Annotated in this window: 10 protein-coding genes; 3 read left to right on the top strand and 7 right to left on the bottom strand. The window is 40.3% G+C overall.

Features of this window, described 5'->3' with window-relative positions; all coding sequences use genetic code 11:
* Positions 1-3 precede the first annotated feature (3 nt).
* The 3 genes from AC2CGA_RS17185 to AC2CGA_RS17175 all read left to right on the top strand — a co-directional run bounded on the left by AC2CGA_RS17185 (position 4) and on the right by AC2CGA_RS17175 (position 1,522).
* The gene (locus AC2CGA_RS17185; protein ID WP_139885627.1) at positions 4-474 is read left to right on the top strand and encodes an antitoxin YezG family protein; all 471 of its coding nucleotides are present in this window, start codon (positions 4-6) and stop codon (positions 472-474) included.
* A 74-nt stretch (positions 475-548) separates the two neighbouring features.
* On the top strand, positions 549-1,019 hold the full coding sequence (locus AC2CGA_RS17180; RefSeq protein WP_257645422.1) for a TIGR01741 family protein: 471 nt from the start codon (positions 549-551) through the stop codon (positions 1,017-1,019).
* A 20-nt stretch (positions 1,020-1,039) separates the two neighbouring features.
* Entirely contained in the window at positions 1,040-1,522 is a 483-nt protein-coding gene (locus AC2CGA_RS17175) for an antitoxin YezG family protein (protein WP_022552716.1), read from the top strand.
* A gap of 444 nt (positions 1,523-1,966) precedes the next feature.
* Here the strand turns inward: AC2CGA_RS17175 and AC2CGA_RS17170 are convergent, their stop codons facing one another.
* From AC2CGA_RS17170 to AC2CGA_RS17140, 7 genes are all read right to left on the bottom strand, one after another.
* Positions 1,967-2,482: a HEPN domain-containing protein gene (locus AC2CGA_RS17170; protein WP_139885626.1), complete on the bottom strand. Its 516-nt coding sequence runs from the start codon at positions 2,480-2,482 to the stop codon at positions 1,967-1,969.
* A gap of 12 nt (positions 2,483-2,494) precedes the next feature.
* Complete coding sequence (locus tag AC2CGA_RS17165; RefSeq protein ID WP_139885625.1) at positions 2,495-3,673, bottom strand: GmrSD restriction endonuclease domain-containing protein; 1,179 nt, start codon at positions 3,671-3,673, stop codon at positions 2,495-2,497.
* A gap of 29 nt (positions 3,674-3,702) precedes the next feature.
* The gene (locus AC2CGA_RS17160; RefSeq protein WP_242522318.1) at positions 3,703-4,785 is read right to left on the bottom strand and encodes a restriction endonuclease; all 1,083 of its coding nucleotides are present in this window, start codon (positions 4,783-4,785) and stop codon (positions 3,703-3,705) included.
* Between the two features lie 4 nt (positions 4,786-4,789).
* Complete coding sequence (locus AC2CGA_RS17155) at positions 4,790-5,908, bottom strand: DNA cytosine methyltransferase (RefSeq protein ID WP_139885624.1); 1,119 nt, start codon at positions 5,906-5,908, stop codon at positions 4,790-4,792.
* A 318-nt stretch (positions 5,909-6,226) separates the two neighbouring features.
* Positions 6,227-7,612: a 23S rRNA (uracil(1939)-C(5))-methyltransferase RlmD gene (gene rlmD / locus AC2CGA_RS17150; protein ID WP_060386794.1), complete on the bottom strand. Its 1,386-nt coding sequence runs from the start codon at positions 7,610-7,612 to the stop codon at positions 6,227-6,229.
* Positions 7,613-7,759: 147 nt separating this feature from the next.
* Positions 7,760-8,671, bottom strand: a complete 912-nt coding sequence (locus AC2CGA_RS17145; RefSeq protein WP_020955460.1) for a diacylglycerol kinase — start codon at positions 8,669-8,671, stop codon at positions 7,760-7,762.
* A gap of 152 nt (positions 8,672-8,823) precedes the next feature.
* A complete protein-coding gene (locus AC2CGA_RS17140) occupies positions 8,824-11,967 on the bottom strand; it encodes an efflux RND transporter permease subunit (RefSeq protein WP_484480253.1) in 3,144 nt (1,047 codons plus the stop codon).
* Between the last annotated feature and the right edge of the window lie 17 nt (positions 11,968-11,984).

Below are 11,984 nucleotides of genomic sequence, written 5' to 3'. Positions count from 1 at the left end.
CCTATGGAAACTGAGAAAATGGGACAGTTATATCAACAAATAGCAGAACAGCTTAATGAAATGATTCCATCTGAATGGACAAAAATCATTCTTTATGCGGAAATATTAGATGATTCATCAGAAGTTTACTTTTTCTTCAATACACCACAAGGTGAAGAGAATATCTATTCTCATGATATACCGAAACAATTCGATGTTAGTAAAAAAATATACGTGAGTTTATTAATTGAACTTCAAGAGTTATTCGAGGAGTTAAGGGAAGAATTTAAAGCAAACAACCAAGATATTTGGACCAATTTAACGCTTAAACTAGAGAACACTGGCAAATTCTTAATAGACTACGATTACACCGATGTCATCGCCTCAGACTTAAACGGAACACAACGACAAGTGATATGGGAATATCAAAATTTAGGGATATTGCCTGAAGATGAGAGCGATAAAGAATTTGTAATAAACTACTTCGGTCTATAAATCAAAAATGCTCAGCACTTCCCTGCTGGGCTATTTTTTATAACTAGGATTTCTCGACGATTGAAGGTGAAAGGTTGGAAAATAAGAAAATGCAAGATCTGTACCAGATTATTGGTGATAAATTAAATGACATCATACCTTGTGAATGGACAAAAATATATCTTTATGCAGAAGTATTAGATGACTCTACCATGGTTCTCTTTCACTTCAAGACACCAGAAAAACGTCAACTGATTTATTCGCAAGATATACCTGTCCGATACAGTGTAAGTAAAGATATCTTCAAAACTTTATTAAGAGAAATCCGTGAACTTTTTGAGGAATTACGAGCTGAGCACAAAAATAATAATGATCAGGTTTGGACGAACCTTACATTGACATTGGAGAGCAACGGTCAATTCCAACTTGATTATAATGATGATGATATTTTGGCATCTGAGCTTGATGGGTATCAAAGAATTGCATTATGGGAGTACAAAACTCTTGGAATTTTGCCTGAAGACGAGGAAGATCAAGAATTTTTAATTAGCTACCTAAATCTATAAATTTTGAACTGGAGGTTAGCATGGAAACAGAAAAAATGGGTGAATTATATCAACAGATAGCAGAAGGCATTAACGAAATCATTCCTTCTGAATGGGAAAAGGTCATTCTTTATGCAGAAATACTCGACGATTCTTCTGAAGTTTTCTTTTATTTCAATCCTCCTCAAAGTGAGGATTATATCTATTCTCATAATATTCCTGAACATTTTCATGTTAGTGAGGACATTTATGACGAATTATTATTACAATTACATGACTCATTTGAGGAATTACGAGATGAGTTCAAAGAAAATAACCAGGATATCTGGACGAACTTGACACTTCAGCTAGAGATAAACGGAAAATTATCAATAGAATACGATTACGAGGATGTTTTACAGTCTCAATACACAATCTCTCAACGGAAAGCAATTTGGGTTTATGAACACTTAGGGACATATCCTAAGAGAGAGTCGGTAAGAACTTTTCTAGAACAGTACATACAGTCTAAAAGCGAATATTAGGAAGATAAACCATGTTACATCCAATGTTAAAATACAATCCAAACCCATAGCATTTAACCAATCAGTAAAAAAATACAGTCTGTCATGTATGTGAGCAAGAATGTGAATACGTATATGAAGGTCATTTCTATTCTGGGCAGAAAGGTGATTCTGTTATCTGTTTCAAAAAATAGTTCGCTCGCAAACAAATTCAGAGAGAGGATTGTTTGTATGTTTAAACTGACTTTGTGCGCTGTAATTGCTTTGATCGGTGTAAGCTATATCAGTTCTTTCTTAGGAAATGAAGTATATGTGGTGCCCAGAAACATGACAAGCAAAGTTGCAAACGATTCAACGAAATGCCCGGTTAAGAACAAGACGCAGTTTAGGCTGCGTCTTGTTTTCTAAACTATTAGATAATTCACTTTTTGTTATTTTATACTATTATTTACAACTAACTTATAATTACTTTAGCTTACTTTCAATAAATGATATCATCTTTAAAGCTTCTTTATATAGAAAATATATTTCCTCACTAGTCTGTTCAATATAAATAGTAGCCATATTTTGGTGAACAAGTTGATTTCTTAGGTTCCCCAAAGTTAAAAATGCTTTAACTGATTGATCTAACTCTTGTTCTTTTATATCTTTAGCAGCCTGTTTTTTGAATTCTTCCCCAAAAAGACCGAGAAACTTGTTGATATTACTTTTTTCCCAGTCAAAGTAGCTATGGTACTGTCTACTAATAGCCTTGTTTTTTAGAAATGCAACAATTTCTGGGTTGTTTCCTGCCTTTATATTAAAAAACTTCACCAATAATTCTGTAATACTTGTCTCAAAAAAACTTGCTGCGGATACAAGTAAAACTTTCTTTAACTTATTGTCCATATCTTGCTGAAAAGAAACTTCTTTTTGCATCTCTAGATACTTTAATAAATTATAATTTTGTTTATAAACTGCATCGACTATAGTTTCTTTCATCAGTCCTCACCCTTAAGATTCACCATTTAGAATGTTATCTGCAATTGACAACCTCTTCTGAACTATATCTCTTCTGGCAGTGCTATGATGAGTTGCATTTATGAAGTCACTATTACTTTTTAATCTTTTAACAGAATCAGGGTTAATAGTACGACTTACCAACTCTTGATCTTCGACATAAGGTGCACAAGTTGCTTTAAAAATTGCTTCAAAAATTGATATATTGAATTTTCCAGTTTTTGTATTGAAGCAATCTGTATCTAATTCACAAGTAGCTTCCAAAAACGATACAAATAACTTTTCCAAATAATCGACTTTAGCATTATCAAAATTTTTAGCTTCACGTGCAAAACTGTTCAAAAACTTAACCATAGATGGTCTATAATTATCACCATTTAATAAAATACCAAATCCTCTTAATAATATTTCAATATCACGCATTCTTAAATCTGGGTTCTCTTTTCCTAATAATTGTCTCCATCGAGGGATTTGATTAAGATTCCTTAACATAATATCAAAATCAGAATAATACAGACTAGAACGAATCTCTTGTGTATTGAGGTTTTGTCCCCCTGAGTTTAAACGATTGAATATTTCAAAGATTGAAGAGTCATTATCGTGTTGATTCTGTTTAATAATAATATTTCTAATAGTACGTAGATCAAATGTAGGTTTATATTCACCAAGAGTAGAGTATGTCAACTTATTCAAAGGATGCTCGACACCTTCTCTAACTTCAGGTAACTTTAATTTAAACGGTACAAAGTAATCATTGTTAGATAAAATATCATCTGGAATTTTCCCAGTCTGCTCGAATATTTCTCTTAATCCACTTCTTACATCTTTTTTAGGGAATCTGCCTTTTATAAAATAGTATATTGACATTAAACGCTGTTGACCATCTATAACTAAAAACTTATTTCTCAACCGCTCATATAGAAATATTTGCGGTATAGGTAAACCTATTATTATTGATTCAATTAATTTAGATGCTCGATTTTGATCCCATACATAATTTCTCTGAAAACCTGGAATCTTTACTACTCCTGATTCTATAAAATCAAATAACGTCTTGATATTAAAATCATTTGGAGAAGCTGTTATATCAAATTCTTCAAACGATTCTCCCGATTCACTTTGTTCATCCAATTCTTCTGGCTCGATCCAATCTTCATTTTGATCTCGTAACATAAGAAAACCTCCTCTATAAATAATTATAGTTATCCTATTAAACCAAAAGTTGGTTCCATGAAACTATCTAAGAATTTCTCGGTTATTCCTTGAATCTTTCTACGCTGACATAGCGAATATAACTCTTCTACTGCAGAATACGGGAAGTACCTTACATCCAAAGAATGGAATTGAGAACGATTTGCCTCTTTGAAAACCTTGTTCCTGTCTTCATCAGGTGCTACAATTACATACCTAGTAAGAAAAGATGGGATTGCATTTTGCAAATCTTTCATTCTAGTAAGACCGCTTCTGACTCCAGTACTGTGTTCCACCTCCATTACTGCTGGCATTAAATTCCCATTTTTAAACCATATACAATCTATAAACTTAGCTGCGTTATAAGCTTCTTCAAATGCTGAGATTAACTGCTCATCACGTAACGATCTTATTACGCTGTCCATTTCTCCAACTGGTTTATTATTATATATTACTCCTTTATCATTCTGAGCAATCCAAGTCCGAAATCCCAATTGCTGACCTATTTTAATTAAAGCTACTTGAATTTGTGAATGTCTTCTTTGTAAATTTATATCCAGCTCTGTATCTATAACTTCTTCCGGTAAAAATACCCTATCATAGAAAACGTCTACATTTGGAACTTCCGAAACTACAATATCTGTTTCTGTTTTATACATTTGACCTGATACATGAGGATTTTCAGGACACCACATAAGGTGTTTATGTCCTTTTTTGATGATAGATTTACTTCTAATACTTTCTATTCTTCCTGGATAACAGTAATAAAATTGAGGAGTATGTGCAATTAGCGTTTCTAAAACTGATCGTGTATTATAACTTCCACCTAATATGCGGTCAATGTTAATAGGCTGGTTTGGAAAAAATGAGTTAGCGACTCTCCAGACCATTTCAGAAGAAATAGACTCTTCTTTTGCCATAAAAAGTGTTTCGCCTTTATTAGGGTTGTATCTCTTAAAAAGGATAGGACCTTCTGGTTTTCTAACTTCAACAATTTTAATTATGCCTTTAGTTTTTGGATTAATGTACGTGTACGTTCTATTTTTAGGTAATTGATCTATATAAGCTACAATATCGGATGCAGTTAATTTCATCACTTTACTCCTTCCTTAAAAAATCACGTATAGATTCTGCAATTCCCAAAGAAGCTAAATAGGGTACTCCATTCCCAACTGTTTTAAAAGCATCTGTTAATGAAATGTCTTGTGGTATTTCAAAGTTATGTGGTAATGATTGAATTGCTAATGCCTCCGCTACTGAAATTCTTCGCGCTTTGTAAGGATGTAAATGGACTTCATTATTCCCGTATGCAGCTGTAGGAGAATATCTCCATCGATGGAGTCTTTTATAGGATTTCTTCGAATCATCTCCCTCTTCGATAACCAAAAATTTTGCTAAGCCAGCTCTTGGAGTAAAATACTGTTTGGAATTAGGATGATTTTCCACTTTGTTTTTATTGAACCAATATTCAACAGTTAAATCTTCTTTAACACCAAGCGGTTTTCTTCTAACAGAGTCTTCTTCAAAAACATCCGTAGTTGGCCACGGGCTACAATTTATATAGTCCATGGTATATTTGGTATATTTCCCCCACGGAAAAATTCCTTCCGGGAGATTTATAATATTCTTATTGTTAAGATATCCAATTTGGCTAACTAATTCCTTTCGGAAACCCAAAAGTATAATTCTTTCTCTATGCTGGGGCGCACCGTACTCCAACGAATTAACTAACCTTTCTGTTGTTATATAACCATTTTCATGTAACCTCTTCTTCATTTCTTCAAAAAATTCTCGGTGCCTTTTTGTTCTCCAAAGACCTTTCACATTTTCAAATAAGAAAAAAGATGGCTTGTGTAAGCATATCAAATCTATATAGGTACCTGATAACCTTCCATTTTCCCCTTCCCTTCCTTTATTCTTTCCTCCAACGGAAAAATCTGGACAAGGAGGTCCTCCAATGAAACCGAATATATCATTATCAATTTTTAATTCTTGTATATAGTCTCTTAATTGTTCTTGTTCTAATAAGTCTGTAATATCTCCTTGATGATAACCAAAACGAGGTGCTTCTTTTTTCAGCATTTTCCTTGAATGCTTGTAAGACTTTAAAAAAGGCTCATGAATCTCGTTTACATAAACTACATCAAAGTCACTATTTTCAAATCCTAAATCAAGAAAGCCAGAACCCGAAAAAAAAGAAAAAATAGGGTATTTCATATATTTTAACAACCTTTCAATACAAAAAAAGTAAGCCAGTAAGGGCATATAGAATTATATCATATTAAATTTATATAATCCTCATTCTAAAACACAAACAATCCTAAAAAGCTTCCATTCTAATTCAGAGAATAATATTAACGAAGCGAACTATCAACAAAAGAATTATGCTTAAATTTTTTTACAACAAACAGTTAGTCATGTTGATATTCCAAAATACAAATGCCCGTTATAAGTATTTGTGAAATTTGATTCTTAATTCCCAAGCTAGATTGTTAAATAGCTATATGAATAATAAAAAGGCAACAAACCATTAGGTTAGTTGCCTTCCCTAAGTTCCAGCACAGCCACACACTCCACATGATTCGTATGCGGGAACATATCCACAGGCTGCACTTCAAGCGTCTGATACCCGCCATCCTCAAGCACCCGCAGGTCTCTTGCAAGCGTTCCTGGATTGCAGGACACGTACACCACCCGCTTCGGTTTCATGTCGATGATCGTCCGCAGGAGGGCTTCGTCGCAGCCTTTTCTTGGCGGGTCGACGACTAGCGTATCTGCCGTGATGCCTTCTTCATACCATTTCGGAATGACGGTTTCCGCTTCTCCGACTGCGAATTCCGCGTTTGTGATGCCATTCAGCTCAGCGTTGCGTTTCGCATCCTCGATGGCTTCCGGCACGATTTCGACGCCGTACACTTTTTTCGCCTGCTTCGCTAAGAAGAGAGAAATGGTTCCGATGCCGCAATAGGCGTCGATGACGGTTTCTTCTCCTTGCAGCTCCGCGTACTCAAGCGCTTTGTCGTAGAGCACTTTTGTCTGTTCCGGGTTGACCTGATAGAACGATCTGGCGGAGATGGCGAATTTGACGTCTCCGATGAGGTCGTAGATGTATTCTTCGCCCCAGATGACGTTTGTTTCGTCCCCAAAAATGACGTTTGTTTTATTTGGGTTGATGTTCTGCACGATGGATTTGACGTGCGGGAATTGCGCTGTGATGTCTTCGATGATCTTCGCTTTGTGCGGAAAATCGCCTGTTCTTGTGATGAAGACGATCATCATTTCGCCCGTGACGACGCCGTATCTGACCATGATGTGGCGGAGCCAGCCTTTGTGGCGTTCTTCGTTGTAAGCTTTGACACCGTATGCTGCACAGATGTCTTTGACGGCTTGGACGGCTTCGTCGTTTTTGGATTGCTGAATCAGGCAGGCGCTCATGTCGATGATGTCATGGCTTCTTTGCTGATAGAATCCGGCGACGAGTCCGCCTTCTCTTTCTCCTACCGGCACCTGCGCTTTGTTTCTGTAGTTCCACGGGTCTTCCATGCCGAGCGTCGGGTGCACGGTAACTTTTGAGAGGTCCAGCTTGCCGATCCGTTCTAAGACGTCTTTAACTTGTTTCTGTTTAAACAAGAGCTGGCCTTCATAGGTCATGTGCTGAAGCTGGCAGCCGCCGCATTGTTTGTAGATCGGACACGGGGCATCCGTTCTGTGCGGGCTTTCTTCCTTCAGCTCGATCAAACGGCCGAAAGCGAAGCCTTTTTTGACGCGTGTCACTTTGATTTGCGCTTTTTCCTCAGGCAGGGCGTTCGGCACGAAGATCGGGAAGCCCTGAACCTTTGCGACGCCCGCTCCTTCATGCGTCAAATCCTCAAAAGTCACGTCATAGTATTCATTTTTTTCTATCGGGGGTTTCATTTTCATCTATAATCACCTCTCGTTTTACCAAAAGCCTTGTTTCAGCGTGCTGGCAAACCTTCAAATTCAATGTCAGCCTTCAAAGGTTTCCGATCACGCTGAAAAGATGACAAAATCCTAAAACGAATACTGTTTTAGGATTTTGTCCGCGTATTAGTCATCCAGCTGTTCCGCTTTCTCCTTCGGCATGATGACGTGAATATGCCGGTACAGATTCACGAATTCGCCGGGCAGCATGCCGCCGTATTCGCCGTCCAGGTTCAGCTGCATCTTTTCTGATACATTGACTTTCACACGGTTCGCTTTTGTGTAAATAATGTGCTGATCGTTAATATGATCGCCTCTGAGCGCCATGCTCGCGACTCTGATAAATTCCGCGAGATTGGCTTTTTTCAAAATAATTAAATCAAACATGCCGTCATTCAGGCTGGAATCAGGGGCCAGCTTCTCGAATCCGCCGACCGAGTTGGTCAGCGTCACTAAAAACAGCATAATTTCCCCTTGAAACAGCTTGCCGTCATATTCAATCTCGACTTCTGTCGGTCGAAGTGAAGGCAGCATTTCCATTCCCTTTAAATAATAAGCAAGCTGGCCGAGCATCGTTTTCAGTTTGCTTGGCACATCATACGTCAGCTCCGTCAGACGGCCTCCGCCGGCGATGTTGATAAAGTACTGACCGTTCACCTGTCCGATGTCGATCGGGCGGGCTACGCCGTTAATGACGGTATCAGCGGCATTCAGTATATTCTCTCTCGGAATGCCCAGCGCTCTGGCGAAGTCATTTGTCGTGCCGACCGGAATGATGCCGAGTGTCGGGCGTTTGTCTAACGGCGCAAGACCGTTGACGACTTCATTAATCGTTCCGTCTCCGCCGGCTGCGATAATCAGGTCAAACTCCCGCAAAGCGGCTTCTTTTGCGGCGTGGGTGGCATCCCCCGCGCATGTGGTGGCATGGGTGGAGGTTTCATAACCGGCTTGTTCAAATTTTTGCAGGACTTGGGCAAGATTTTTCTTAAAAAGCTCCCGTCCTGAAGTCGGATTGTATATTATGCGTGCACGTTTCATTATCTCATCATCCTACTTAAGAGTATCCGATCCATTATTAACACTAACAACCTTTAATTATACTATGACTTGAGAAAATCGCAACAATATGTACAGGAATTGCCAGAAGAAAAAAGGCCCCGGCTCCGTTTAAGGAGCCAAGGCCCGCTGTCTTACTCTTCTTCCGTTCCAGGTTTTTTCTTACGGAATTTCGCTAATACTTCATATACGATCGGCACAATCAGAAGAGTCAGCAGAGTCGAACTGATTAAACCGCCGATAACGGTGACACCGAGTCCTTTAGAAATGACCTGGCTTCCGCCTTCGAAGCCCAATGCCAATGGAAGCAGGGCGCCGATTGTCGCGATCGCCGTCATCAGAATCGGACGCAATCTCGTAGAGCCGGCTTCCAGGAGCGCTTCTCTCGTCGATAGGCCTTCCGCTTCTTTATGGATGACGCGGTCAATTAAGACAATCGCATTTGTGACGACGATTCCGATCAGCATCAGCATACCGATCATGGCGTTCAGACTGATCGTCTCTCCGGATACATACAGGCCGGCTAATGCGCCGATGACTGTAAACGGAAGCGAGAACAGAATCGCAAACGGCGCTAATGCTCCGCCGAACGTGATCACAAGAACGAGGTATACGATAGCGATTGCGGCAAGCATCGCTAAGCCGAGTTTCGTAAAGGAATCAGCAATATCCGCTGATACACCGCCGGTATCAATGGAGACATTGTCCGGGTGATCCAGTTTGTCAACTTTCTTTTGAACGGCTGATGACACCTTCGTGACGTTGTCAGAAGTGACGGTTGCCGTTACGTCAGCATACACTTTGCCGTCGCGTTTGGAAATGGTATCGGATGTCGTGCCGTTTTTCACTTTCGCCACATCGCCGATTTTTACTTCTTGACCTGCAGGCGATGTGATGGTTTTATCCTCTAATTCTTTTACACTCTTATACTGATCTTTTTCTGTTTTGATGTTGACGTCAAGCTCTTTGCCGTCTTTTTTCACCGTTGTCAAAGGAGACTGTGATGTTTGGGACATCAGGGCTTGGGAGATTTGCGAAGCCGTCAGACCCTGCTTGCTGAGTTTCTCCTGGTCCGCGACGAACGTGTACTCATCATATGTGCTGGAAAGGCCTGAGTTGATGTCTTTCAGATCCTTCTGCTTTTTCATAATGCCTTCGATGTCTTTGACCGTGCCTTTAATATCAGACTCTGAATCTCCGTACACATAGTACGTTAATTCGTTGTTGTTGCCTGACGAACTGAAATTTTGTGATTTCCATTCGCCGCGGCTGGATGTTTTTTTGATTTCTTTTAAGACATTGTCTTTTTCTTTGTCAAAATCAGGCGTGTCATCCTCGTATTTCACGTAGAACAATGCGCCGTTTGAACTTCCGCCGAGCGGACTTTGCGAGCCTAAAGAATACTGAACGGTATCGACATGTTTGCGTTTAAGCAGCATGTCTTCCGCTTTTTGCGCAGCTTTTTCAGCTTCGCTTTTCGTTTCGCCCGGTTCAGGCGTGTATGTGAGCTGCATCGTTTTGTCCGCTTGCGCTGGCAGGTAGCTCGCGCCGATCAGAGGTACGAGGAACAAACTGCCGACAAGCATCAGAACCGCGATGATAGATGTAATCCATTTATGTCTTAATGACCAATTCAGCACTTTTTTATAGAAATTGGCCAATCTGCCCGGCTTATGCTCTTTCGCTTTAACAGGTGCGCCTGTGAGCGATTTTCTGAATAAGCTGTGCGCTAGCATCGGCACCAGTGTGATCGAAATCAACAGTGATGCGGCAAGCGCGAAGACGATTGTTAATGCAAACGGCATAAACAGTTCGCCGATCTGTCCGCCGACCATGGCAAGCGGCAGGAATACGGCAATGGTTACGATCGTTGATGACATGATCGGTTTAAACATTTCTTTCGTCGCTTCACGCACCAATTGCTTCCCGCGTAAAGGTTCATCTTTCAGCCTCATGCGGCGGTAAATGTTTTCGATCACGACAATCGAGTCGTCAACTACCCGTCCGATGGCGACCGTCATCGCACCGAGCGTCATTATGTTCAATGTGACATCAAGCTGATTCAGCACAAGAAGCGCAATCAGCAGTGACAGCGGGATGGAAACGATAGAAATCATCGTTGATTTAATATCTCTTAAGAATAAGAGAATGATCACGACCGCAAAAATCGCGCCGAAAATCGCTTTGCTTAACATCGTATCCACTGACTCTGTAATCGGCTCTGCCATATCAAGAGTCGAGCTGTACTTGAACCCTTTGTGGTCTTTTTTGTATTGATTCAGTTCATCTTTAATCGCATCGGCCACTTCTACCGTGTTGGCGTCATTGGCTTTTACGATATTAATTCCGATACTGTCCTTTCCGTTCGTGCGGGAAATGGATTCAGCTTTTTTCACATCTTTAATGTCGGCAATGTCAGAAAGCTTGACTGTCGGCACCCCTGCTGACGCGCTTTGCTGTGCCTGCTGCATAGCCTGAGCGTCCGCCGCAGATGCCGCACCGGCTCCGCCCGCTTGACCTTGAGCGGCAGAAGAAGATGTGACCGGAATTCTCATCTCTTTCAGATCTTTAATTGACGTAATATTTCCGTTAACGACAACTGATTTTTCTTTGTTGCCGAATGTGTACAATCCAAGCGGCGTATTGACGTCAGAGCCTTGGATCACTTTCTTGACGGTATCTTCATCAAGTCCGTACTCTTTCATTTTTTTGTCTTTGAAAGAGAATTCCACCTGCTCTTCCTGCTGTCCGGAAACTTGCACGGACGCAACGCCCTGAATGCCTTCAAGCTTAGGAACGAGAGTGTTTTCCACATTTTTGGTCAGATCTTCAAGCGAGCTTTTTCCGCTTGTCACACTGAGCGTCAAAATCGGGAAAGAGTTGAGGCTGTAACGGGAAATGTCAGGTTTTTTCGCGTCATCAGGAAGGCTGACACTGTCCAGCGCTTCAGCGACTTCGGTTTTCGCCTTGTCCATATCCTTGTTGTAATCATATTCAATCATAACCGATGAGACGTTTTCAGAGGATGTGGACGTTACGACGCTCACTCCTTCTAAATTCTGCACCGCCTGCTCGATCGGTTTTGTCACGTCATCCGCAACTTGACTCGGAGCAGCTCCGGGATAAGTCGTATTTACTGAGAGGTAAGGCATGTTGACGTCCGGTATGGATTCCTGCTTCATATTCAGACCGGCATACAGCCCTGCTACAGTAACGATAATCGTCATCAGCCAAACTGCGAATTTGTTCTTCAGTACAAAGTTAATAATGTGGTTCATCATGTCCTCCGTTAATT

The sequence above is a fragment of the Bacillus sp. SYZHCR11 genome, from assembly GCF_057196865.1.
The sequence above is the reverse complement of the archived record's forward strand: the minus strand, read 5'-3'. Positions and strand labels throughout refer to the sequence as shown.

What these genes read in the sequence shown, in the direction of transcription:
- AC2CGA_RS17155 (WP_139885624.1), bottom strand. Translation starts at nt 5,908, where the DNA reads ATGAAATACCCTATTTTTTCTTTTTTTTCGGGTTCTGGCTTTCTTGAT.
- AC2CGA_RS17185 (WP_139885627.1), top strand. Translation starts at nt 4, where the DNA reads ATGGAAACTGAGAAAATGGGACAGTTATATCAACAAATAGCAGAACAG.
- AC2CGA_RS17170 (WP_139885626.1), bottom strand. Translation starts at nt 2,482, where the DNA reads ATGAAAGAAACTATAGTCGATGCAGTTTATAAACAAAATTATAATTTA.
- rlmD (WP_060386794.1), bottom strand. Translation starts at nt 7,612, where the DNA reads ATGAAAATGAAACCCCCGATAGAAAAAAATGAATACTATGACGTGACT.
- AC2CGA_RS17145 (WP_020955460.1), bottom strand. Translation starts at nt 8,671, where the DNA reads ATGAAACGTGCACGCATAATATACAATCCGACTTCAGGACGGGAGCTT.
- AC2CGA_RS17175 (WP_022552716.1), top strand. Translation starts at nt 1,040, where the DNA reads ATGGAAACAGAAAAAATGGGTGAATTATATCAACAGATAGCAGAAGGC.
- AC2CGA_RS17140 (WP_484480253.1), bottom strand. Translation starts at nt 11,967, where the DNA reads ATGAACCACATTATTAACTTTGTACTGAAGAACAAATTCGCAGTTTGG.
- AC2CGA_RS17160 (WP_242522318.1), bottom strand. Translation starts at nt 4,785, where the DNA reads ATGAAATTAACTGCATCCGATATTGTAGCTTATATAGATCAATTACCT.
- AC2CGA_RS17165 (WP_139885625.1), bottom strand. Translation starts at nt 3,673, where the DNA reads ATGTTACGAGATCAAAATGAAGATTGGATCGAGCCAGAAGAATTGGAT.